Origin of the sequence: Ktedonobacter sp. SOSP1-85, assembly GCF_016587415.1 — a bacterium.
GTDB lineage: Bacteria > Chloroflexota > Ktedonobacteria > Ktedonobacterales > Ktedonobacteraceae > Ktedonobacter.
Genome location: NZ_BNJI01000001.1, coordinates 4,088,040 through 4,112,854, shown reverse-complemented (window position 1 = coordinate 4,112,854; position 24,815 = coordinate 4,088,040). Strand labels below are relative to the sequence as shown.

Here is a 24,815-nt window from a genome sequence, read left to right as displayed (position 1 = left end):
CTTATTTCCCCTGTAAACGCGCATATTTTCCCAGGTACCAGCGAATGGTCATGACAAATTCGGCCTGGCTCCAGGTCAACGGGGAGACGCTCAACGGCTCACCCTGAAATGGGTGAACCTGCTCGGCCATGATGCCGCTGGCTAATGCATGCTTATGTACCCAATCCAGGAGTGGAAGAGCCTGGTGCAAGGCATCGAGCGATTGCGCGCAGGCAATGCGATACTGAGCCAACCAGAGGGTGCAGATAAACCACGGGTTTCCTTGCGCTTGAGCCATATCGTGTGTGACTTGATAATAGTAATCGTTCTCGTAGCGGGCCATACCACCCACCTCGGTCTTCACCCAGAGCACCTGCTCCAGGGCCTGCATCGTCGCACGCAACTGGGGATCATTCACCGACAGCATCCCAAAGAGGAAGAGGCCACACAGGCTGCTGTCCAGCGTGGCATCCTTGCGGATGGTGCCATCCTGCCCAACGACAAGCATACGCACGAAATGCCCTCGCTGCTCATCCCAGAAATGCTGGATGGTCGCTGCTTTGATCTCTTCGGCCGCCGCCTGGTACTTGGCCGCCAGGTCCTTCTCGCCAAAGAGGCTGGAGAAGTTGGCCGCCGCCTGCAAGCCAGCATAGACCGCGGCATTGGTAAAGGCTAAGATGCCGCGCCGCTCCTCCCATAGGTCAAAGGAGGCACCAGGTAGGCCCGTCGTCTGCTCACGGTAGGAGACGAGAAAATCGGCTGCGGGAACGATCAGGGAACGAAAGTGCGGAGCTACAAACTCGACATCGCGAAAACAAAGGTAGTGCTGCCAGAGGCTATAGATCACCAGGGCCGTTTCATCCTCCTGAATGGGGAGTTGGGGCTTTCCCTCGTCATCGACCCAGGCCTGCCAACTACTGCCCCAGGAGCGATCTGGATTATATTTGTGCAACAGGTAACCATCCTCCGTCAGCACGCCGGCACAGAAGTCAAAGAAGCTACGCGTAATCTCGCCATAGCCTGCATGACTCAGGGCATTGGCAACGAGGGCGCCATCTCGTGGCCACATGTAGGAGTAGCTATCGTTATTGTAATGCTGGACGTCCGCGTCATTGGCTGCCATGATCGCGCCACCGGCGTCAATCTGCGTGCGCAGCACCAGCAAACTACGTTTATAGAGGTCAACCAGTTCTGGTGACAGGTCCGCGAAGGCCTGTCCCTCCTTGTTCACCCAGCACAACCAGTAGTTACGCGTACGCTCAAGCAGGCCTTCAGCACCACGCTCACGCACGAGTTGATCGAGCCGTACAACCGCAGGTAGATCTGAGCCGACTGCGAGCCAGTGATAGGCAAGCTCACTCTTTCCTGCCTGGATGGTTGGCATGTGGAGGGCAATGGTGCCATCCACAGAACCTTGCGCGATAGCATGACGCCCAAGCTCTCCATCTTCGGCATCGCGCCAGGTCCCCTCCGCGCCATTCACCTCTTTGACACCCGTAGCCCAGCTACTCACGCCCGTCACGCATTGCTCCCCCTGGCCCACCTGCCCACTCTGCAAAAAATAGCCCTGTTGCTTGTAGGCAATCAACGCCTGCTGTTGAGGGTAGTAAAAGACCGTATTGGCATCCCGGTCGTTCCAGATATGCCAATCGTAGTGGAAGAAGAGACGGACGTTCCGCGCCTGCTCGGCCAGGTTTGTAACCTCAGTCCGCCGAATCAAAATGGGGCGATCAAAATCTACCACATCCGTGCACACCAGGCGCACTTGCAGTCGTGGATGCTCCAGCGTGACGTGGGTTACCAGCGTCTCTTTCTCATAGAGAAGCTCTCGCTGCCACTCTGGCGCGTCAAGCCAGGCAAACTGCCCATCCACCCAGATACCTGTATGCGAAATATCGCCCGCTGTATGCAGTTCCTGGCCGACATGTGGCCAGTAGATATCACGCAGGTTATAGCTTTTATCAAAGTTGACAAGCAAATGGCCATTACCCAATGGAAGATCACGTGGCATAAAAGACTCCTTGTTTTGGATCAGAAGTAACTCTTGTGAAGATTGCTTTTTTCTGCGATACTCTATGATGCGACATAAGAAAAAAGAAGGTTAGGCACTCATGAGAAAGCGCAGCTTATTAGCACGACTACGCACTAACGGATTCTACTACCTGGTGAGTTCGCTCCTCCTGCTGGTAGCAATTCCGCTCTACCAGGTGCTGGTGCTGAACCCCACTGGCTTTAGTGATACTCGTACCATGGGTCATCTCAACGATTATCTCTTCTGGCTTGGCAACCACACGCCGCTCTTTGTTATTTATCGCGGCTTGCTCGCTATTGCCTTTGCCATTCTTTTCACCATGCCTTATACGCTCTATCGCATTATTGTAGCGCAAGAAATCCTGGGCCGCTCGCCCGATGAGGAGAGTATTGCCGAAGCCGAGATAGAGCTAGAAGAAAATGAAGAGCTAGAAGAGCTCGCTGAAGAAGAGGCCGAAGCCAACGAAATTGAGCCTGAAGAAGAGGCAACAGAAGAGAACACGATGCCTGAATTTGCCTGGCGGGGCAAGGGCTTCGCGATCATTGCGGTCTGGACGGGAACAGCTGGAATCGCTTTATTTGTGCTTGGAACAGTCCTGGGGACCATTTATCTCCTGAACGCCAGCCATGGTTTTATGCAAACGGGAGAAACGCCCGCCAACATAGGGACGTTTGATGCCATCTTTACCATTACGACCAATACCATTAGCATTGGCCTGATTGCCATCAGTTCCATGTTCTTTGGTGCTATGATTGCCCGCGCAGGTAAGCGCCTCTGGCCTGGCAACTGGCTCTGGTTTAGCTATATGGCCCTGGCGGTCGCAGCACTGCTGAGCGGAAGCGCGGTTGGCGTCGCCAGCGCGCCTTCGACGGGGCAAGCCACGCTGACCACCTTCGCCATTTTGCTCTTTGGCATATGGAACCTCTGGCATAGCATCATGCTGCTACGCCTGAAGGCGGAATAAGGTACCACGCTGCTAAAGCACGCGTCTACATATCATGGTACGGGGAACATCGCGCCATGATATGTAGACGCGTGCCTCAGCAGCGTCGGGCTACTCCTGCAAGACCTTAAAGCCCGAGCGCCAGCACAATAACGCCTCTTCTTCACGCCCCAACAGCTCTAACGTTTGCGCCAGTAAGCTGTAGAGATTTGCCATCTCCTGATGCGCCTGGATGCGCTTCAAACCCTCAAGTGCCTGCTTAAAATAAGTGACTGTGGCCTCCAGCAGGCTCCTCTGTGCCTCACTCTCCATATGCATCGCTTCCTCGCAGCTCACCCTCCCCATTGCCACGTAGACCTTACTCTGCATGGCAGGATTGCTCAGTTGCTCGACATGCGCCATAGCGAGCTGGCTATAGTGTCTGGCCTCCTCTAATCTGCGCTCAGCCAGGCATAATTCAGCCAACAGGGCATGGTTAGTGGTTAGCAATAGAAGATCTTGCATCTCCTGCCCCACCTGTAACGCCTGAGTATAGTGCTCGCGCGCTTCACGATACTTTTCGAGATGGAAGCAGATCTGTCCAAGTGCTTGATGCAATGAGGCGCTCTGCTGATGATCGGAGTGTTGCTGATAGAGGAGCAGGGAGGCTTGCCCGGCTTCATAGGCTTGCTCATACGCGCTAATAGCCTGGTAGGCTTCACAAAGGCCATGATATACACGGGCGGGCATTTCCGTTTCCTGGTAATGCTGGCAGAGCTTGAGCGTCTCAGTAAAGCTCTGGAGCGCGGCCTGGGGTTGCCCCTTCAAGAGATTGGCCATTCCCAGCGAATAACGCGCTTGCATCCGCACCTTGGGCAGGTGAATCCTCCGGACATGCAGTACTTTTAAACACGTGGAGAAGTGCAGCGAGGCATCCTCATAGAACGCCAGGTAATTGGCTACCAGTCCCAGAACAAGCAAGAAAAACGCGATACGTTCTCGCTCTAACTGAATAGTACGACCGAACTCTTGCGTTTGTGCATCTAGCATTGGTGAGAGCATACGCTCAGCCTCGCCCCATTGCTTGCCCAACACATAGGCCCAACCTGAGAGATAGGTAACTTCCTGTTGCTGTTTGTCATCCTGGGAAACACAGTTCTGCAAGATCTCAAACACACTCTCGTGTTGCCCTTGTTCTAATTGTAGATGAGCGCGATACAATATTAACTGCGTATCCAGGTTATTCGTCATGAGCGCCTCTCTTCTACACAAAAATATGTGGAATTATAACACACTTCTATGCGAAGGAGTAAGCATTTTCTAACGAAAGACTACAATAAAAGGGGGTAATAAAATACAAACGGGAGATCTTACATCTCTAACACCGCGCCCACAAAGTGATAGAGAGATTCCCGTTACACACAGTATAACCTAATATTTACTTTTACACAAGAACGTAGGACTTACAGTATCTACACCGATTCTGCATTTACTTGTCTGCTGCTTCCTTGCAGGACGTCAAGGGTCGTGATAGACTGAGGAGCAAGTATACAGACTGACACATAGAGGCCCACATAGACAGAAGCACGCAACTCACTTCCTCCGCAAGCGAGGAATCAGTATAGAAACCGGATATTATAACCATGTATACAGACGATACACAGCAACCAGAAGAGAATGCTGCAAGAACCAGCCCCAGGAGACGAGCGATGCAAGGCTATTATCAATTGGGAGATCGTTTTGAAGGGCGGCGGGTTGTAACGATTGGGGGAGGATCAGGCACCTTCTCCATGTTATCCCACCTGAAAAAATACCCCTTCAATATCACCGCGATTGTAACCATGTCCGACAGTGGTGGTAGTTCGCGTATGCTTATGGACGAGTTTCACCGGCAACTTCCTCTGGGCGATCTCCGCCAGTCCCTGGTAGCGCTGGCGCGTCATGGTGCCCTCTGGCGTGAAGTCTTCATGCATCGTTTTGAGCGAGATGACGAGGGAGCGCAGGAACAGGCCAAGGGAGGGGTCAGTGGTCATAGCCTGGGAAACCTGATTATCAAAGGCTTGCAAGATATCAACGGTGGCAACCTGTTACTCGCAATTGAAGACACCCAGGAGTTACTGGGGACAGCGGGCAATGTCGTACCAGTTACCCTCGAACCGACCACGCTCTGCGCCGACCTGGAAGATGGAAGCACCATCTGTAGCGAGACGGTCATCGACACACGAGGCAAGAAGAATCTCACCGACCTCTCTCCTATTCATCGCTTGCGCCTCATGCCTGAGAACGTGGCGGGCTGTCCCCAGGCCATTCGCGCCATTCGCCGCGCAGACACCATCATTATTGGCCCGGGCGACCTCTATACCAGCCTCCTCCCCAATCTACTGGTGCCTGATATTGCCAAAGCCATTCGTGAGTCGGAAGCCGAGAAGGTCTATGTTTGCAACCTGATGACCAAGCATGGCGAAACAGATGGCTATAAGGCCTCAGATTTTGTCAATGAAATTCATCGCTACCTGGGAGCGCGCGTCGACCGGGTTATCGTCAATACCGGAACCTTTTCTCCAGACCTGCGCGCCAAATATTTGGAGGAGCGAAGCGAGCCAGTGAGCGTCGACCACAATCGCCTTAGCAAACTGGTGCCCAATATAACCACTGAGCAGCTCAACTTCGAGGGTGACACCCTGGCACGCCATGATCCTGAACGCCTGGTACGCGCCATCTTCCAGGGTCCAGACCTTCACGAGTAGAGCAAGTGCATAAGATTTGTAGGGTCCATGCTGGCATGGACTCCCTCGCCCCGCAGGCCAGTAACCATCTGCTGGGAGACGCAGTCCATGCCAGCATGGACCCTACAAGCCTGGTGAAGAGTCTAACTAATAGAGGCCACGCACAATCTGTTCAAACTCCTCACGAGGGAAAGCCCGCATGGTTTGCGTGTGCATGCTGCCCTGGGCAATGGTACCTAAGATAAGGCGCGTAGCGGTCTGATCGTCTGGGACCTCGGTGATGACGATATAATCATACTGTCCCATCACGAGATAAAAACCAACAAGCCTCCCTCCGACCTCCCGCACAGCTGTCTCGAAGGCTTGGAGGCGCTCAGGGGCACTTCTGGCCTCCTGAAAACCTTGCTCAGTCAAATTCACCAGGCTAATATACGTGGGCATGCCGCTCCCTCCATGTGCATTGTTTACATACTAAAGCCCAAATAGAGTGAGAGCCATATTCGCCAAAACTATCTTCTACATGTTTCATTGTACTCCCCAATAAGCCATACAAACACAGGTACAACAAGACCAGCATTCCACGACCCAGCGGGAGCTATACGCGAAGTCACCTTGGATCGCGCTACCGCAGATGCCTGGTGTGGAACAGCTTATACTCACACAAACCGGCCAGGGCCGCGCATAAAAACGCGATATCGGGATGCGTCGTCAACACTCCCTCAAACTGGAAGAGACCGCTATCCAGAAACAGGTATACAAGAAGGCCCAACACAGCCCCAATAAATGGACGCGCAAACCAGGTAATAATTACGACCATAGAATCCTGGCGCATAGTGAGCAATGCCATCGAGCGCTGAGACAATCGGCCAAGCGAAATAAGGCAGCTTATACAGCCCCCCAACAGGCCATATACAAACACCAGCCAGGGAACCCCTAACAGGGTCGCATTATCGACAAGAAACGCGCTTCCCGGGCCAAAACCGCGACAGAAGGCACAGAAAAGCACACCGAGAAAGAGCGCCGAGAGATACCAGGCAAAACCCACAAACCAGGATGCCATCTGCGGAGGCTGGGGCATTCTGGCTTGCGAGGAGGGGGGTACCGAGGAATAGAGACTCGACGATGTCACAGGGGAGGGAACGGTCTGTGAGTTGAGTTTTGTCACTGGGAGAGGCACACCCAGAAACGAGCGATCAGATGGACGCTCTGGCATGCTCACTGGCGCCGCGAGTGGTAGGAGGTAGGTATTGAGATAGGCTTCGGGTAGCTTCTGACGCTGTGCAATGGCGGCGACGCGCTGCACAAACGCCGCACCGACTGGGTGTGACGAGGGCGAAAATACACGTAGTTGCTGGCGCACCCGCTCGGTTGCAATATAGACAATGCAGGATACATCACGGCCACGATACGTCTCATGGACTGTGGCTTTGACTGGATGAAAGAGTTGATGAGGCGGAACGGCTCCATGGACCACGTCCAAGAGCGAAGGCGCGCTGCTGCTACGCAGGGTCAAGCTCCGTGGAACACGATAGAGGACGCCCCAGACCTCGCTCTCTCTGCCAGAACCCGGAACGACTGTCGCGATGGTCCGACCATTGCCTTCCCCATTGTTCCCATCGCCAGGAGTCATGCCAAAGAGAATATGATAGCCCTTGAGTACCGCAGGTCCATAGAGCAAGGCCTGCCCATTCAGTCCCTCTGGACTATTGAGCATCGTTGCATCCATTTCCAACGCATACTCAAAGAGCCAGACAAACTCCTGGTTATCTTCCATAACCGATGCTGTTTGCTCATGTGCTCCAGGCGCGGGTTGTGAGCTAAGAGGAGTCTGCTCATCCAGAGGAGCCATCTCTTCGGGAAGCGGAGGCGCTCCTGGCGCACTGGCGGGAAACAGTGACGAGAGAGGAAGCCCTGCGGGCAGTCTCTGCTCTGAAATAATAAAGCCGGGTCCGACCCTGAGCGGTCGTGGTGTATTACTACGAATGATCGAGATTGTCTCCGCATTCTCTGGCTTGAGTTGATGCTCTTCCTGGGTAGCCTCGGCTTTCTCCGGCTGTTTTTGTGGGTTCTCCACAGCACTCTCCTTCATCCACATCCCCATCTCTACAAAGTGCATACTATAATTGCGCGATAAATGCTTGCCAAATAAGTGGCGTTCTGTATATCAGAATACAGCTATCTCCTTATTTTACCAAATAAATAGGACTACAGGAGTATCTGGAAAAAGGTGCGTCATAAGCTTTACCTCTGCTCAAGCATGTGTATGGCCTGCTGCGTCTCGTGAGCAATGCTGGCGATCTCTGGCACAGTTAAGCTACCACGCTCCGTCAGCCAGGCACGAACCAGCTTTGCAGGCGTCGCATCGAAGTAATAATTACGCACCGTCACCCCGATTGGAGGCTGATCCCAGACCTCGCTGGCCTCTTTCTCCTCCAACAAATGCGCTCTCTCCGCAAATTGTGCCGGGTCATCGCTCCAACGCCGGGACGAAATCTTCAGGGTTTCACATAACACATACAAAGGCACCTGATACCCCTGAGCAGCCCAGGCCAGCAAAGCGGTTCCAGCCTTATTCAACACGGTGCCATCCACCAGGAGACTATCCGCGCCAACCACCACACACTGGCATTGGGGGAGAAAAATCGCGGCCTGGGCGTCGGTTAGCAAGGTCACCTGAATGTTCGCCAGGGCCAGTTGCTGCGCCATTGTTCGGCCTTCATAGCGTGGACGACCCTCCAGCACATAGACCTGCTCGACGCGCTCACGACATGCTTCCAACGCCTCAACCAGCGTATGCGAGAGGCTACACGTCAGTACATTTCCATGTAGAAATGGCCGTGCATGCTCTACAATCTGCTTGATAGCCGCGTCATATGCTTCCAGAAAGTCTGTCGCCTTCTGCGCGATAACCGCAACATCAGTCTCTGGCCCATGGGCAGAGCATAGGACACGGCTGACCGCGCTGGGCAAGGCCGACATCGCGGGCCGCGCAAATGCCAGCCTGCACCCCACCGCAAAGAGAGTCTCCACCTGTTGTTGCGGGTTCGCAGACTGCTCCATAGCCAGATTGCGCAGCAGGAGCACCGCTTCACGCACCAACCAGCGTGAGCCATGGTCTCGGTCTCTTACAATCTGTTCGGCTCGCTCAAAAAACTGTTGCATTGCTTCCTCCCACTATGCTCACGGCAAATACACATAAATCCCCGTCTATCGGTCACCTCAGTATAGCAAACCAACCCTCATCTCCAGCAAAGTAGATCGCATTTGTGTTATTGTATATTTGAAGTCCAAGAAGCATTGCTCTCTCTTCTATGCATCTTATTTTTGCCCGTAGAGCGTACCATCATCCAGTCTCGCCCTTGCCATACACAAAAGCGTCGAAGGCTGGTTCGTTTTGTTCTGTGCAATGTAGCACACAGGAGGATGCGTTCATGACCATTCAGGCGTCGCGAGATGCAGTTATTGTTGAAGCCATCCGCACTCCCATTGGAAGACGCAATGGACAGCTCAAGGATTGGCACCCTGTTGATTTGCTGGGACACGTGCTTGCCTCACTCATCGAGCGCACCCGGCTCGATAGTTCACTTATTGAGGATGTCATTGTTGGCTGCGTTAGCCAGGTTGGAGAACAAAGCTTGAATGTCGCACGTAACGCGGCGCTGGCGGCAGGCTTTCCCGAGAGTGTTCCTGGTACGACGGTTGATAGACAGTGTGGCTCCAGCCAGCAGGCCATTCACTTCGCGGCCCAGGGCGTCATAAGCGGTGCCTATGACATCGTCATCGCGGGTGGTGTCGAATCCATGACCAGGGTACCTATGGGGTCCTCCAGCCAGGGGCCAGGAGCGCCCTTTGGGCCCCAGATGAAAGCGCGCTATGATAATAAGCTCGTTCACCAGGGCATTAGCGCCGACCTGATTGCGCAAAAATGGGAGCTTTCGCGCGCAGAGCTAGATGCGTATAGTCTTGAAAGCCATCGGAGAGCGGCACGAGCCACAGCCGAAGGCTACTTCACCTCACAGATCGTTCCGGTACCCGTGCACCAGGCCGATGGCCCAACCGCTCTTTTTAGCAAAGATGAAGGCATTCGCGCCGATACCAGCCTGGAGAAACTGGCGAGCTTACAGCCAGCCTTCCAGACCAATGGACGTATCACCGCGGGAAACTCCTCCCAGATTAGCGATGGCGCCTCCGCCGTCCTCATCATGGAACGTAATGTGGCCGAGCGCCTGGGCTATACGCCACGCGCGCGCTTCGTTGCCTTCTCCCTCGCGGGCGACAACCCTATCTACATGCTTACCGCGCCCATTCCCGCCACGCGTAAAGTGCTGGCGAAAGCCAACCTGACCCTGAATGAGATGGACCTGGTAGAAATTAATGAGGCCTTTGCCAGCGTTGTCCTGGCATGGCAACGCGAGACCGGGGCCAACCTGCATAAGGTCAATGTCAATGGAGGTGCGATTGCCGTAGGCCATCCCCTGGGAGCCTCAGGCGCGCGCCTGACCACCGTCTTGCTGCACGAGTTAGAGCGCCGCCAGGGTCGTTATGGTCTCCAGACGATCTGCGAGGGTGGCGGGATGGCCAACGCCATGATCATTGAACGCCTCTCCTGATCCCCTTCCCGATAAGGAAATAAGCTGTGTGGTGGTCTGCTGGCTCCGACCAGCAGACCACCACACAGCTTATTTCCTATTTCCTAAGTGTTGCAAGCACGAAGACACGCCAAAAGAAGAAGCATTCATACCTCCTAGGATTAATAGACTCTGGCGCATCCTGGTTGTAGATCAATGTTACAATACGAAGCAACGACGCATGGTACCACGCATATGAAGCGATTGACACTCCGCCTGGATACATCCAGAGGATTCTTCCTTCATCCAGAGGACTTGCCCTCTGAGGATCGCTCCTCAGAGCGTAGAGGTCCGCCTGTCCAGAAGCGTTGCAAGAACCGAAGTTCTCAGGTTTCCGTATGCCCTACGGTACCAACCACGTTTCTTGTGGTGTATGAAGCTTAACCGACCGTGAGGTGGGTATCATGCCTCATCGTCTACAAGACGAATCTCTTTGCAATAGCTTCATTTGTATTGATGAGTACATCATAGGTTCTCATCAAAAACAAGAGGGAAGGGCCATTCATCCCCTGGATACATCACAGGGACTTTCTGGCCCATGAATGTAACCACTTGACCAGACTGATAGACAAGGATAGACGCGCCCATGGCCACATATAATACCGATGACTGGATCGTTACAGAGGAGGGTTTATATATTGCGACACGCGATTTTTTGATCCGTCGCGGCTATTGCTGCGCGAGTCGTTGTCGCAACTGCCCGTATATCAACTGGCGCGAAGATCCTACCTGGAAACCCATCCCGGCAGAACACGTCCGCCGTATGCGCGTCGCCCCACGTTCCCTGGCCGCTGCTCGCTTCCTTCTCAAACAACATGAGGCCGCCCTGGCACGAGACCCGGAAACCAACATCAATTACCATCAACGCATGGTCGCCCACTATCGCGGCCTACTAGAGCACTGGCAGGAACGATGAGAAGCACATAAGCAAGAAGAGGGGACTGGCAGCTTAGCCAGTCCCCTCTTCTTGCTTGGGCTACATCTTGCGACCATTTCTATAAGGTGACGAAAGAGACACCTGAGCTGGGATAGGAGAAATCCCAGTAGGAGAGAATGCCAAAGCCGCCACCGGCCGCGTACCAGTTATAGTTACTGGTATGCACCGTTCCATTGGAATTTATCGACTCAACAATTGCGACGTGGCCATAACCGCCCGCCCCTTGTACGTTGGGTTGTAGGACGATAATGGCGCCAACAGTTGGCATAGAAGAGACCTTCCAACCATAGGCGCTAGCCTGGCCAGCCCACTCCCAGGCATTACCATACCAGGGCACCCAGACATTATGCAACTGGTGAAAGCGGTAGGCTGCCCAATAGGTACACTGACCCTGGAAAAAGTGATTACTCGTGCTATCTCCAAGCGTTGGGCCCGTGTTGGTCACGCCCGCATATGTTTTGTTCCCCGGATCAAAGCCATCCTGCGTTACCGCTGTAGCTGTAGCCGCCTGCGCAGGCAACGAGGCGCTATTGTCGCCTTTATTATCAAAGAGATTACTCAGGGATTTGGCAATGCCATTCGGACCTATCTGCGCGGGAGCCTGGGTCGCACTGACCGCCAATAGGGTACCTGCCATAATACAAATTAACAGCGCGGTGACTGCGATATGCACCACCATGCGCCTCCCCTTAGGGGGTCGCATACCAGTTGAAGGCTTGCCAGAACCCGCGATGACGACCGGGACGCGCAGGGCCGTGGTATTGCTCTTGGTGACCGGAAACTGGCCAGTCCTGCTCTGCACATCAAGAGAAAGCTGACGCGTCGCGCGAGGATTGGCACCTGTATCAAATAAGGCACCGCTAGCTTGTGGGGTAGGCATAGACCCGGTCTGAAAATAGGGAGTCTCACCGGGTGCAAAGAAGTCTCTGGAATACGCATCCGTTGAAGCGGGACGCTCGGGGAAAGCGGCTTGCTCTACATACGGTTCATTCCTTGCGCTGTTTGACAAGAATGAGCTGTTATCGTTGCGCTGCTGCGTAAACTTCTCTGATTTCTGATCCGTAGACGACATACAATATTTCCTTCACTCTTCAAAACGCGCTGCTTTTTTTCCATTACCCAACATCCCAGCCCTTCAGCATCTTTTTTGACTTTACCCGAGTATCTCCATAAGGGTCAAGTTGACTTCGTATATGTAGGCATATAGTCCTAATATCTGTTAGCTTCTCAACCATAAGCTAAAAATCAGCAAATGCATGGAAATCCTCTAAAAAACGCTTATCGAAATACAGATAGAGTCACAAGAGAGGAAAGCGCGCTGAGGGCGGGTCAAGCTAAAGGTTGTAGGATATAATAAGAGGGGTGGTCAATTTTTTTATACGTGGCAAGGTTTTCAGGAAGTGAGTACTCAAAAATAATGATTTCCCGCGTGTGTCGCTACATACTGTTCTTGTTTCTCGTCTTCTTATTGGCAGCATGTACAACTGCTGGTTTCTCAAAAAGTATGGATGGAGGGACCGCGACAGCCAGTTCTCAGCCATCAGCAGTATCAGGCTTTGTAGACCAGGCCATCACCACCTGTCCGGCAGAGCTTGCAAACTATCAGGGATGCCATACCCCCTATACCCTTCGCCAGGCATATGATGTAGAATCTCTTACCAAACAGGGATTCACCGGAAAAGGTCAGACAGTTGTGGTTATTGTCTCCTTTGGCAGTCCCACATTGCAAAAAGACCTGGATGCGTTCAGCCGGCAATTTGGGCTACCCCAATCCCGTGTGCAAATCCTCTCACCACTAGGAACCGTGCCGTTCAACGCACAGGACTCTGACATGGTGGGCTGGGCAACTGAAACAACCCTGGATGTGCAGCTCATCCATGCTATGGCCCCCGAGGCCAATATCGTCGTGATGACAAGTCCGGTGAGTGAGACGCAGGGCGTGCAAGGGCTGCCCGAGTTTAAGCGGCTCGAAGAGTACGCGGTCAATCATCACCTGGGGCAGATATTTTCTCAGAGCTGGGCCGCATCTGAGGCTACTCTTGCCGACCAGGCTGGGCAGCAGCTCATCAAAAGCTACGCGGACTTTTACAAACAAGCAACCCTGCAAGATCACTGGACGATCTTTGTGGGGGCGGGCGATCAGGGCGCGACCGATTTCGCGGACCTGAACTCAACGAAGCTCGTTAATGCACGCAATGTGACCTTTCCTGCCGACGTTCCCTGGGTAACGGCTGTAGGGGGAACAACCCTTGCCAGCAGTCAAGGGGCAACTATAGAGCGCGCCTGGCCTGGAAGCGGGGGCGGCTTTAGCAAATTTTTCACGCAGCCAGACTATCAGAAAGTCCTGCCTTCATCCATACAGACGCAATCTGGTGGACAGCGCGGGCTGCCTGATGTCTCTGCGAATGCTGATCCCTCTACGGGCATGAGCTTCTACTACAATGGGCACTGGTCGCTGACGGGTGGAACCAGTGCGAGCACACCTACATGGGCGGGACTTATGGCCATCACCAATCAGCTCGCGGGCCATCCCCTCGGCTTTATCAATCCGACGCTTTACAGCCTGGGCCAGGGGACGGGAGAGCAACAAAACTTTCATGATGTGACACTTGGGGACAATAGTAACCAGAGCACCAAAGGTGGAGAGACGGTAAACGTCAAGGGCTTTCAAGCGGTCCCTGGCTGGGACGCAGTTACAGGACTGGGCACCCCCAAAGGATCTTCACTACTTCGCAATCTGGCCGCGACCACAAAATAGGAGGAGTCATGCGACTATCAAAACTACGGGGCGCTTGCATCTTGCTACTTTTAAGCTTCATGCTGCTCTCCTGTGAGTATCCCGTAAGCACCACGGGTACATCGAATTCAGGGCAGAGCGATACCTCCGCCACGGGAAAAAATCGCTTCACCAACGTGAGTACGACCTGTCCCAAACCACTTGCGCGCATCTCAAGCTGCCTGACGCCCTATAGCATGCGCCAGGTCTACGGCATCCAATCCCTGATCGATCAGGGCTTCACGGGAAAAGGGCAGACGATTATTGATATCGTCTCCTTCGGCAGCCCTACTTTGAAGGCAGACATGGACGTTTTCGACAAAACGTTTGGCCTCCCACCCGTCAATCTCGAGGTCATTGCGCCTCTTAATGTACCCGAGAAGGATCCCCACGGTGACAAAGATGGCTGGGGCGATGAGACCACCCTGGATGTACAGATTATCCATGCCATGGCTCCCGAAGCCAAAATCGTCGTTTTGGTGAGTCCGGTAGCCGAGACCGAGGGCACCTTTGGCCTACCCGAGTTCCGCGCGCTTGAGCAATATGTGATGGACCACAACCTTGGTTCTATTGTCTCCCAGAGCTGGGGCGCCTCCGAATTAACGCTCAAGGACAGTGCAAGCCAGCAAGAACTTCAACAATGGGATACCCTCTTACAAAAAGGAACCACTAAGATGGGCATCACCTACTTTAACTCCTCTGGCGACCAGGGCGCGACCGACTACGCGGACGATAACAAGAAGATGGGCAACGTGCCCGCGACCAGTTTTGCCGCCTCCTCTCCCTGGGTAACCGCCGTGGGAGGAACAACCGTCAACCGCAAAGCTGGCAACACAGCCGGAGCAAACGAGCAAGCCTGGAGTGGGAGTGGAGGCGGCTTCAGCCTCTTCTTTAAAATCCCCGATTTTCAGCAGGGCTTGTCAGCCAGTATTCAGCAGCAGCTACAAGGGCGTCGTGGTGTTCCCGATGTCTCAGGCGATGCTGATCCCTATAGTGGCCTGGCCTTCTACCGCAAGGGCAACTGGAATATGGCTGGAGGCACCAGCGCCAGTGCGCCTCTCTGGGCCGCGATCATGGCGCTCGCCAACCAGGCTGCGGGTCACCCGCTGGGCTTTATCAACCCGACGCTGTATAAGCTGGCGGCATCCGATCAGTATGACCACCTCTTCAATGATGTCATCCTGGGCGACAATACCAATCAGGGCGCCCGTGTCCGAGGCTATCCTGCCATCAAGGGCTGGGATCCCGTCACCGGCCTGGGCACACCCAAAGCCGATAAACTGGTTCCCGCACTCGTCAAGGCCATGAAAACTTCATAGTCATACACCTCGACTCACATGCAGAAATGGTGTTATGGTGGCCGGGCGGATGCCCGCCACCATAACACCATTTCGTTCCGCCTCCTTAAAGCACGCTTGCGCTTTAGGACTATGCACGCTATGCTACTCAAAAAAGCACGTATTCACTACCACTATTAGGGAAAAAGCATGACAACAAACGCTCTCTGGACACCCATGCTTCTACTGGGCGGCCTGGTCGCCCTGCTTGGCTCGGTGCTGGTTGGTTTCCTGGGCTGGAAATATCGCCGTCGCACCTCGTTGAGTAGCTCTACTCTTACCGAGCCACCCAGGGATCTCTCGCCCGCGCTCAGTGGGATGCTGCTGGAGGTTAATCCCAATCCAGGCTGGAAGCAGGTGCTTGCCACGCTTTTTGACCTGGCACAGAAAGGGGCCCTCAGTTTTGCCGAGGTTCCCCCGCCCAAATCTACACAGTATAAAATATTCGCGCTCAGGAAACAGCCCTACACAGGCGAACTCTCCGCCTCGGAACAGGGACTCCTTAACGTGCTCTTCGGCATAGAACGAACCGAGCTACCACTCAGCGAACTCTCGAAAGTGTATAAACGCCAGCCCAACGCATTCACCACGCCGCTACGAGTTGAGCTACAGGCGCACGGCTTCCTCGACCCCGAACGCCAGCAGATACGCCAGCGCTTCGGGCGCGTGAGTCTGGCGCTCTTCTTGCTCTCTCTGGTAGGCGTTATCGCCGGTTTGCTTGTAGGTTCTACTTCGGTCATCTGGCCAATTGTTTTTCCCGCCCTCGGCCTGCTTGCTGTCAGCACGCTATCATTCTTCATTATGTTGTACTACTCTCCCCTGAGTAATCGAGGGGCCGAGGCCGCGCAGGCCAGCCGCAGTTTTAGCGATTACTTGCTTGCCATAAGCACGAAGGCACATATGAACGCAGAGCCTGGCCTCTTTGACCGCTACCTGCCCTATGCCACCAGCTATGGCTTACTGCGCCAGTGGGTACGCTGCTTCCAACAGCAGGAGCCAGCATCCATCCCAGCCTGGTTTACGCACTTTGAAACGGAGCGTGCAGAGAGCTTCAACGCCTTTACCACCGTTATGGTCGCGGCACATACAACAGGGAGCACCGGGGGCGGGACGAGCGGCTATGCTGGGACAACAACCAGTAAAAGAATAACAGATAGAGGTGCTAGTAAAGCCAGCTAGATTGCTAGCTGGCTTTATAGACGGCGCGATAAGTAAATTGTAGGGTCCAAGCTGGCTTGGACTTCCTCGCGGCGGATAGCACAAGGCCATGCAAGCATGGCCCCTACAGCTGAGCGTTAGAGATCGGCCAGAAGTCCCTGTGCATAGCAGAGTTCCGCGTTTAACACGGAGCCGCCGGCCGCGCCACGAATGGTGTTGTGCCCCAGCACCACGAATTTGTAGCTAAAAATCGGGCAGGGACGGAGTCGACCCAGAACCGCGCTCATCCCCTTACCAGCGTCGCGATCACGTACTGTCTGGGGACGGTCAACCTCGCGCCGATAGATCAGCGCCTGCTCAGGAGCACTTGGGAGGTCCAGTTGCTGTGGCAAGGGGCGATAGCTTTCCCAGACCGCGATAATCTCTTCAGGGCTTGCCTCGCGCTCCAGTTCAACGCTCGCGCACTCCAGGTGGCCCTCGCGTGTAGAGACACGCGTACAATGCGCGCTAACGGCCACAGGAGCATCGACAAAGCCCTGGCCTTCCTGCCAGGAGCCAAGCATCTTCCGAGTCTCGCTCTCCAATTTCTCCTCCTCGCCACCAATATAGGGGATGACGTTATCGAGGATGTCATAGGAGGGCAGGCCAGGATAGCCAGCACCCGAGATAGCCTGCAAGGTTGTCAGGAGCACCTTGCGTACCCCAAAGGCATCCTGTAATGGCTTTAGAGCCATTACCAGAGGGGTCGCCGAGCAGTTGGCATTGGTAATAATAAAGCCAGGCCAGCCACGCTCCTTGCGCTGGAAAGCGATAGCCGCGATATGATCCGCATTTACCTCAGGAATGAGCAGAGGTACATCGGGAGCCATACGATGGTTCTTAGCATTACTAAAGACCGCCACGCCTGCGCGGGCAAAGGCCTCCTCAATATCACCTGCGACCTCGCCCGGCAGGGCCGAGAACACAACCTTGACACCTGGTAACGCCTCCGGACGACAGGGCACCACTGGCAGGGACGCAACCTCCGCGGGCATCTCGCTATTGGGCAGGCGCCAACGCGTGGCTTCACTATAGGCACGCCCACCATGCTGCTCTGAGGCCGCCAGGGCCACCAGTTCAAACCAGGGATGCCCCTGAAGCAGATCAATAAAACGCTGTCCAACCATTCCAGTCGCTCCCAGAACCGCGACCGGGATACGCTTGTAAGTCTGTGTAGCCATAATTGATTTCCTAAACCAGAGAGCGCGTTAAGCGCGAGACGCCGAGGTAGTAAGCGATGATGCTTTCGTGGCAGGCTGCTCATGGCGCACCAGGGGAATAACAGGTGCAATCAGTTCACGATGCAGGCTACGCAACGCGCGCACACTGGCACTGTCCTCCACAATAAGCGTGATCCCCTGCTCAGAGGAACCTTGAGCAATGACCAGGATGCGCTCATGTGCAAGCGCGGCGACGGCATGAGCGGGACTCATTGGATCCGAGACAAAGCCTGACCCGATACAGGCACAGGCAGCCAGGGCACGCCGACAACGCACCAGCCAATCACCCATATCATGCTGTAGAGCCGCAATAATAGAATCCGCTGCCTGCTCCTCCACGACAAACGAGAGGTGGTGACCCGAGGATGAACAAATAGCGATAGGCGCCGCCCCCACGCGTGCGGCAAGCTCAAAGACCTGGCCTGCATTCTCTGGCGCGCCAAACAGATTCGTGCTCTCCATCGTAATTAACGCCAGATTGCGGCGGACGGTAATCGCTCGCGCCCCACTTAAGCCATTGACACCATTCACCACTGGCCCAACCACCGTACCACGCAGATGCGGGCGAAACGTGTTGCGTACCCGCACCGGAATGTTACGCGGGGCCACCGGAATCAAGGTGCGAGGGTGTAGCACCTTGGCGCCAAACCAGGAGAGGCGAGCCGCCTCAGCATAGCTCAAGTGTGGCAGTAAACGCGCGTTCGCGATCAAACGGGGATCCGTTGTCAGTACGCCATCCACATCGGTATAGATCGTGACCTCCTGGCAATCAAGAGCCGCCCCGATAACCGTCGCCGAGTAATCCGAGCCATTGCGCCCAAGCGTTGTAACATAGCCTGTGAGGGTCCGGCCAAGAAAACCGCAGGCTATGGGGGTCACTCCCTCCGCAAGCAGGGGATCAATCAGAGCATGCGCGTTTTCAGCGGTCTCTCTCGGCAAGGGTTCGGCACCCACAACGACTCCAAAGGACTGAGTGCCATCATTAAGCTGAGGAGGAGTGGTGATAATAATCTCTTTCTGGATAGCCTGCGCAGCTGTTCCCAGGTCGCGCACAGCCGCGGCAACCAGCAAAACCGAGAGACGTTCGCCATAGGACGCAACAGCCGCGGTACGCAGCGTGACATCTTGCCCCTGCTGGGCAACGAGTTGGAGCGCCTTCACATCTCGCTCCAGAGCTTCAAGAGTCGAAAGCAGGTTGCCCAGGAGTTGAGCCTGGTGCTCGCGCTCCTCCACCACTTCGGCGGCAGCGTCAAAATGCTTCTGCTTTAACTGCTTTAGCTCGCGCGCGCACTCCTCATTCGTGCCAGTACAGGCATAGCGGGCCAGGCGGAGCAATTGATCGGTCACACCTGACATCGCCGAGACCACCACAACAGGCGTGGGGCTATCCTTGCCACTGCGCGCTTCGACGACATGATCCGCCACAATCTTCGCTACCTGCCGAATACGCTCACCATTGCCAACAGAGGTTCCACCAAACTTGAGAACACAAACCGCGTGTTGCATTTTCTTTACCGTCCCTCAAACAAGGCATCCTGCCGCCCTTCATGAGCGGGAGGCTAACCCCTTAACCGTGGAGTAGTCTTCCCGCTCACGAATCCTCATCTGCTATACATTTGACAATTCTTCAACGCCGCTCACAGCCGCTTTCAGCGCCTGGTCCAGATCGCCAATCAGATCCTCAACCGTCTCAATACCGATCGAGAGGCGAATGAAATCTGGCGTGACGCCCGTTGAAATCTGCTCATCAGGCGTCAACTGCGCATGTGTGGTGCTGGCGGGATGAATAATCAGTGACTTGGAATCGCCCACATTCGCCAGGTGCGAGAAGAGTTCGATATGCTGAATCAGGCGCTTGCCTGCTTCAACACCGCCTTTAATGCCAAAGCCAAGGATCGCTCCATACCCATGAGTGAAGTATTTCTTCGCCAGTTCATGCTGTGGATGATCTGGCAGGCCCGGATAGCTCACCCAGCTTACAGCAGGGTGCGACTGCAGGAACTCCGCGATGCGCAGCGCGTTCTGGCTATGGCGCTCCATGCGCAGGGCCAGCGTCTCCAGACCCTGCAGGAAGAGCCAGGAGTTAAACGGCGTTGTTGCCGCACCCAGGTCACGTAGTAGCTGTACACGTGCCTTGAGGATATAAGCCAGGGGTCCAAACGCCTCCACATAGCGCAGGCCATGATAAGAGGGATCAGGCTCAACCAGTCCGGGGAAGCGCCCGCTCCCCGCCCAGTCAAATTTACCGCTATCGACAATAATGCCGCCGATGGAGGTACCATGTCCATTGATAAACTTGGTCGCTGAATGGATCACAATATCCGCGCCATGCTTGATTGGCTGGACCAGGTAGGGCGTTGCCAGCGTATTGTCGACAATCAGTGGCAGGCCATGCTCATGGGCAATCGCGACCACGGCGCTAATATCCAATGTATCCAGGCGGGGATTTCCCACGGTCTCCGCGAAAATAGCCTTGGTACGCGCGTTAATAGCCGCGCGGAAGTTTTCAGGATTACGACTATCGACAAAATGCGTAGTAATACCCAGCTTGGGCAGAGTATAGTGCAGCAGATTGTATGTCCCACCATACAGACTTGCGGACGATACAATTTCATCACCAGCGCCCGCGATATTGAGAATCGCCAATGTTTCGGCCGCCTGGCCCGAAGAGGTTGCGAGCGCGCCCACGCCGCCTTCCAGCGCCGCCACACGGCGCTCAAAGGCATCCTGAGTGGGGTTCATAATACGAGTATAGATGTTGCCAAACTGTTTGAGGGCAAAGAGATTGGCGGCATGTTCAGGGCTGTCAAAGACATACGAGCTTGTCTGATAGATAGGGACCGCGCGGGCATTCGTTGCTTTGTCCGCGGTCTCCTGACCTGCATGAAGCGACAGTGTCTCAAAACCATACTCACGATCACTGTTCAAAGCCATGATAGTCGTACTCCTTAGAAGCTGTTAGCCAAACGTTTAAAGCTGCTGTAATGCCACAGTCATTTGTGCCCACTCTTTCAAGAAGGCATCGTGTCCATGAGGTGAATTTAATTCAATATATGTTGCGTTCCCACCAAGCTGGCGCACTCTCTCAGCAAGCGTCCGCACATGCCTGGCCGGGAAGAGACAATCAGAATTAATACCTATAAATAACGCCTTGCTACGAATACGCGCCAGGGCTGCATCCAGTGAGGAGAAGCCCTCACTGATATCAAAGAGATCCATCGCCCGGCTCAGGTAGAGATAGCTATTAGCATCAAAGCGCTGCACCAGGGACTCGCCCTGATGGTAGAGGTAGTTCTCGACATCGAAACGTCCACCCAGGTTGGGATGGGCTGTTGGTGATGTCACCTCTTCTCTGCGAGCTGCATGCCTCCCAAAGCGCTGCTCCATCGATTCCTCGCTCTGGTAGGTAATCATCGCCAGCATACGGGCGATGCTCAAGCCGGTAGCGGGACCGCGACCAGGAGCATAGTCGCCGCAGTTCCATTGTGGGTCCGCCATAATGGCCTGGCGCGCCACCTCGTTAAAGGCGATTCCCTGGGCAGTAAGGCTGCCAGAGGCCGCAATGACGGCCACACGCTGCACCATTTCTGGATACAACACAGCCCAGGCCAGGGCTTGCTGCCCACCAATCGAACCGCCATACACGGCAGCCAGTTGACGCACCCCCAGGTGCTCCATCAGGGCATGCTGCGCGCGCACCATGTCATGAATAGTAATAATCGGGAAACGCATACCATAAGGATGTTCAGTACGAGGATCAACCGAGGCTGGTCCAGTACTTCCACTACAACCGCCCAGTACGTTGGAACAGATCACAAAATAGCGATTGGTATCAATGGGGCGTCCCGGACCGATCAAGGGGTTCCACCATGCAATCTTGGTATCATCAGGATGCTCGCTATCATGGGCATGAGTGTCCCCTGTCAGGGCGTGGGTCACAAGAATAGCGTTGGTTCCCAGAGCATTTAACGTACCCCAGGTCTCATATGCCACAGTGATTGGTCCCAGGAGTCCCCCACGCTGCAAGGACAAACGATCCAGGGTATAGGTGCCGGTGCTCTGTTCTTCACGAATTGGAGTCAAAACCCTTTTGGTATAGTTTATCTGTGCTACCATTCATGCGCTCCTTCTTCTGGTTGCCAGCTATCACTTGCGTCCTTGCTTGCTATCGCTTAAGCGAGAACGCCCATGCCACAACACTACACTTATTCTGACTTTATGCAGCAGAAACACTGTATTCATATGCTATACCCGAAGGGTGAAGGATAAAAAAACACCCTCACCCACTCCAGGGGCGAGGGTAAACGTCTTCGCGGTACCACCCTGATTTGTCAACGCTTCACAGCGTCAACCTCGACGAGTGCCATAGAATCCACGATAACATTTGTGGGGCACTCTGGCTGATAACGTAGCCACACGGCTCGATTTACTCGGTCCCGCACAGTTTGTGCGCAACCTTTTCAATCTGCGACTCCGAGGTCATATTCAATGCTGGAATGGCGCTGACCTTCTCATCGTCGTCAACTCGCTGTAGCCACCCGTAACATTTACTCGTCCTCTTCTTCGTCTTTCCTACTAGTTTTCACACGGTGTTGAGAGAGCTTCATAAGCTACTTTTTCTAAGCTCTTATTCCGAAACCCAACGTCGCTCTCGCGACTAGCGCTTCCGCGCTCAGGGTTTCGGAGAAGCAGTACGCCCTATTTTTGGGTAACAAAAAAACCCCTCTTCAGGGGCTTCGCTACCTCGCTATTCCCCTCATCTTGCAAAGCAAAGCTTTGCCGGAATTGGCACCCTTCGTGCGACATTGCAGCGGGTTGCCGGGCTTCACAGGGCCGTATCCCTCCACCTCTCTGGATGAGTGCAGTTCTTCATGTAACTGCGTGTATAGATTGTACAAATGTGCGATTGTGTTTCTAAACTTGTTACCCATAAGTATAGACAACCTGGAAATCATTTGTCAAGGTCAAAACACAGCGATTTTTCCTTTCGTCAAACAATATTGTTGAGTAAACAATCCAGCCTCCCCTTAAAAGCTGCTGAATAGGCGTATATAGCGCAATAAAGTCTCTTCTCTATCCGCTTATTTGTTTATCTTTACAAGTTTTTTGCAGAAACATTATCAACTTTATTATCTCTTCTACTTTAAAAACATAAAAAACTATCCTGACATTTCGAGCATCTATTGCATTAACAATAAATATCTGGTACATTAGATACTGAAAAGCTATCTGCTAAGCGCTTGTTGTAGTTGCTGATACGCCAGCCATCAGCAGAGGTGCTCCTTAGTCAGATTCGCGCAAGCCACATTTAGAAGCCATTTTTAAAAGCCTATATTTGTTGGAGACGAAAGGGCTCGGTATCTATGCGTTCCACCTCTTTAAGCGAACAATTCGCCATCCCACCAAACGCGGAGTCTTTCTTTGGATCAGCCAATATGCATCCTCACTTTACAGCCAATCACCTTTTGCCTCAAGATATTCAGGGGCATGTCCGGGGGCGCCATACCATTACGCACACCTTACGTTCACAAGCTACCCTCATCCTCTTTGTTGAGTCACAGGACGCGACAATACCGCTCTGTCTTAAGCTCTGGCATGCCTTCGAAAACGACATCTATGTGACCAGCGACATCGACACCTGCAACTCCTATACGCTAAATGGATTCGCCTTTAACCGGCGTCATGCCCCCGGAGTCTACCTCGGGATTGCCCCCATCTACCATTTTCAAGATCAGCAGTCAATTGAACTAGGGGAACTGCTTACGCATCCTCAGCCTGACCAGCTAGAGAAAGGCATGCTCTATGCCCTGGTCATGAAGCGTCTCCCCCAGAACTGGCGTCTGGATCATCAGATTTACAGGGGCAACTTTGGCACCAGGGAGGATATGCGCTTTCTGGCTACCACTATAGCTCATATGCACCAGAACCTTGAACATGCTCCCCCTCACCTGGGTCAACTAAACATCCTGCAAGAGAAGTGGAACTTAAATAAAAGTTTTTTCAATGAAGCCATTGCCCAGCTTCAGCAGATCTTTCCAGAACATGACTTTGCAACACCTCAACATATGATCCTCGACACTATGGAGACCTACTTCCACAACCATAGTGCGCATTTTCAGCAACGCCAGGTCTTTACCAGGCGCTGTCATGGAGACCTGAAAGTCAACAATCTCTGGCTTACCCATACCCCACCACACCAGACCCAGCACCTCTTAGCCCTCGACTGTATCGACTTCAAAGACGAATTTGCCTACATCGACCCAATGAGTGATATCGCCATGCTCGCTATGGATCTAGAGGCACACCTCATAGCCAGCTGGCAGCATGGACAACCACCCGATGATACACCAGAACAACTAGTTGATATATTCTTAACGTTCTATTTGCACAAAAGAGGCATAGAAAGAGAGGAATCATTAGATTTTTATCTTGCTGAGAAAGCCATGATACAGGTTTATATGTGTGTGTTATTTGAACACAGACTCTATACCGGCCTTCTCTATTTCCATGTTGCTTTGCAACATGAACCTCTGCTCAGAGATGCCTACAAGAAATGACAATCTTCCCAGCAAAAAGTGCTAGCGGCAACAGGAGTTCATTCACCGTATAATGCTTTCGCAGAAATAATACTTACTTTTGCCATTTAGGCGGTCTTCTCTAAAAACCAGGGAGCACATTCATGTCTATGAATACAGGTAAATTACAAAATGATAACAATATTGAGGATCATGATAGAAGTCTTTATCTAACACTTTATCAAGCAGATCTCACACACACAACCATAAAGTGGACAGTTACAAGTTTTTTCATGGGAATCAGCTTCGCTTTACTTGGATTCTCTTTTCAGTCAAATCTTCCTTTCACCTCAGCTTTTGCTGTTCGGATAATAGCCTTAACCATTTACTGGTTCGCATATATCTTATATCTGCATTACTATGCTTATAACCTTTTTCTTCGTAATTATCTTACATCGATGGAAACATCCAATCGAGTACATTTTGACATTCAACAAAAAACTCAGATCTCATATCGAAGAAAGAGTAAGCTACCTCCTGTAAAGC

At 53.5% G+C, this 24,815-nt stretch carries 18 protein-coding genes, 1 riboswitch and 1 other annotated feature; of the genes, 8 read left to right on the top strand and 10 right to left on the bottom strand.

Annotated features, from left to right (window positions below; genetic code table 11):
• Window position 1 precedes the first annotated feature (1 nt).
• Window positions 2-1,990 (bottom strand): glycoside hydrolase family 15 protein, encoded by a 1,989-nt coding sequence (locus tag KTE_RS17230; RefSeq protein WP_201382932.1) that lies wholly within the window; start codon window positions 1,988-1,990, stop codon window positions 2-4.
• A 100-nt stretch (window positions 1,991-2,090) separates the two neighbouring features.
• On the opposite strand from KTE_RS17230, the gene KTE_RS17225 reads away from it, so the two are divergent.
• Window positions 2,091-2,975, top strand: coding sequence for a hypothetical protein (locus tag KTE_RS17225; protein ID WP_201382930.1), 885 nt, complete (start codon window positions 2,091-2,093; stop codon window positions 2,973-2,975).
• Between the two features lie 90 nt (window positions 2,976-3,065).
• Here the strand turns inward: KTE_RS17225 and KTE_RS17220 are convergent, their stop codons facing one another.
• Window positions 3,066-4,184 carry a tetratricopeptide repeat protein gene (locus tag KTE_RS17220; protein ID WP_201382928.1) on the bottom strand — a complete coding sequence of 373 codons (1,119 nt, stop codon included), beginning with the start codon at window positions 4,182-4,184 and terminating at the stop codon, window positions 3,066-3,068.
• A gap of 458 nt (window positions 4,185-4,642) precedes the next feature.
• Between KTE_RS17220 and yvcK the strand changes: the two genes are divergently transcribed.
• Window positions 4,643-5,680 (top strand): uridine diphosphate-N-acetylglucosamine-binding protein YvcK, encoded by a 1,038-nt coding sequence (gene yvcK, locus KTE_RS17215; RefSeq protein WP_201382926.1) that lies wholly within the window; start codon window positions 4,643-4,645, stop codon window positions 5,678-5,680.
• Window positions 5,681-5,806: 126 nt separating this feature from the next.
• On the opposite strand, the gene KTE_RS17210 is transcribed toward yvcK, so the two are convergent.
• The 3 genes from KTE_RS17210 to KTE_RS17200 all read right to left on the bottom strand — a co-directional run bounded on the left by KTE_RS17210 (window position 5,807) and on the right by KTE_RS17200 (window position 8,821).
• Complete coding sequence (locus KTE_RS17210) at window positions 5,807-6,100, bottom strand: GYD domain-containing protein (RefSeq protein WP_201369536.1); 294 nt, start codon at window positions 6,098-6,100, stop codon at window positions 5,807-5,809.
• A gap of 181 nt (window positions 6,101-6,281) precedes the next feature.
• Window positions 6,282-7,733, bottom strand: coding sequence for a gamma-glutamylcyclotransferase family protein (locus KTE_RS17205; RefSeq protein ID WP_201382924.1), 1,452 nt, complete (start codon window positions 7,731-7,733; stop codon window positions 6,282-6,284).
• A 167-nt stretch (window positions 7,734-7,900) separates the two neighbouring features.
• Complete coding sequence (locus KTE_RS17200; protein ID WP_201382922.1) at window positions 7,901-8,821, bottom strand: translation initiation factor eIF-2B; 921 nt, start codon at window positions 8,819-8,821, stop codon at window positions 7,901-7,903.
• 269 nt (window positions 8,822-9,090) lie between these two features.
• Between KTE_RS17200 and KTE_RS17195 the strand changes: the two genes are divergently transcribed.
• The gene (locus tag KTE_RS17195; RefSeq protein ID WP_201382921.1) at window positions 9,091-10,269 is read left to right on the top strand and encodes a thiolase family protein; all 1,179 of its coding nucleotides are present in this window, start codon (window positions 9,091-9,093) and stop codon (window positions 10,267-10,269) included.
• A gap of 604 nt (window positions 10,270-10,873) precedes the next feature.
• Window positions 10,874-11,203: a DUF5522 domain-containing protein gene (locus KTE_RS17190; protein ID WP_201382920.1), complete on the top strand. Its 330-nt coding sequence runs from the start codon at window positions 10,874-10,876 to the stop codon at window positions 11,201-11,203.
• 79 nt (window positions 11,204-11,282) lie between these two features.
• Here KTE_RS17190 and KTE_RS17185 read toward each other — a convergent pair whose 3' ends face one another.
• Complete coding sequence (locus KTE_RS17185) at window positions 11,283-12,296, bottom strand: CHAP domain-containing protein (RefSeq protein ID WP_201382919.1); 1,014 nt, start codon at window positions 12,294-12,296, stop codon at window positions 11,283-11,285.
• Window positions 12,297-12,728: 432 nt separating this feature from the next.
• Between KTE_RS17185 and KTE_RS17180 the strand changes: the two genes are divergently transcribed.
• The 3 genes from KTE_RS17180 (at window position 12,729) to KTE_RS17170 (ending at window position 16,516) form a co-directional block, all read left to right on the top strand.
• Window positions 12,729-13,982, top strand: coding sequence for a S8 family serine peptidase (locus KTE_RS17180; RefSeq protein WP_201382918.1), 1,254 nt, complete (start codon window positions 12,729-12,731; stop codon window positions 13,980-13,982).
• A gap of 8 nt (window positions 13,983-13,990) precedes the next feature.
• The gene (locus KTE_RS17175; RefSeq protein WP_201382916.1) at window positions 13,991-15,319 is read left to right on the top strand and encodes a S8 family serine peptidase; all 1,329 of its coding nucleotides are present in this window, start codon (window positions 13,991-13,993) and stop codon (window positions 15,317-15,319) included.
• A gap of 168 nt (window positions 15,320-15,487) precedes the next feature.
• Window positions 15,488-16,516 carry a DUF2207 domain-containing protein gene (locus KTE_RS17170; RefSeq protein ID WP_201382914.1) on the top strand — a complete coding sequence of 343 codons (1,029 nt, stop codon included), beginning with the start codon at window positions 15,488-15,490 and terminating at the stop codon, window positions 16,514-16,516.
• A 116-nt stretch (window positions 16,517-16,632) separates the two neighbouring features.
• On the opposite strand, the gene asd is transcribed toward KTE_RS17170, so the two are convergent.
• The 4 genes from asd to KTE_RS17150 all read right to left on the bottom strand — a co-directional run bounded on the left by asd (window position 16,633) and on the right by KTE_RS17150 (window position 21,870).
• On the bottom strand, window positions 16,633-17,715 hold the full coding sequence (gene asd / locus KTE_RS17165) for an aspartate-semialdehyde dehydrogenase (protein WP_201382912.1): 1,083 nt from the start codon (window positions 17,713-17,715) through the stop codon (window positions 16,633-16,635).
• Window positions 17,716-17,742: 27 nt separating this feature from the next.
• Window positions 17,743-19,260, bottom strand: a complete 1,518-nt coding sequence (locus KTE_RS17160; RefSeq protein WP_236600460.1) for an aspartate kinase — start codon at window positions 19,258-19,260, stop codon at window positions 17,743-17,745.
• A gap of 102 nt (window positions 19,261-19,362) precedes the next feature.
• Window positions 19,363-20,688: a homocysteine synthase gene (locus KTE_RS17155; protein ID WP_201382910.1), complete on the bottom strand. Its 1,326-nt coding sequence runs from the start codon at window positions 20,686-20,688 to the stop codon at window positions 19,363-19,365.
• 36 nt (window positions 20,689-20,724) lie between these two features.
• Window positions 20,725-21,870 carry a homoserine O-acetyltransferase gene (locus KTE_RS17150; protein WP_201382908.1) on the bottom strand — a complete coding sequence of 382 codons (1,146 nt, stop codon included), beginning with the start codon at window positions 21,868-21,870 and terminating at the stop codon, window positions 20,725-20,727.
• Between the two features lie 171 nt (window positions 21,871-22,041).
• Window positions 22,042-22,327 (bottom strand) — a binding site (T-box leader).
• Between the two features lie 180 nt (window positions 22,328-22,507).
• Window positions 22,508-22,616: riboswitch (SAM riboswitch) on the bottom strand.
• Between the two features lie 501 nt (window positions 22,617-23,117).
• Here KTE_RS17150 and KTE_RS17145 point away from each other — a divergent pair.
• Window positions 23,118-24,311, top strand: a complete 1,194-nt coding sequence (locus tag KTE_RS17145) for a hypothetical protein (protein ID WP_201382906.1) — start codon at window positions 23,118-23,120, stop codon at window positions 24,309-24,311.
• Window positions 24,312-24,815 lie beyond the last annotated feature (504 nt).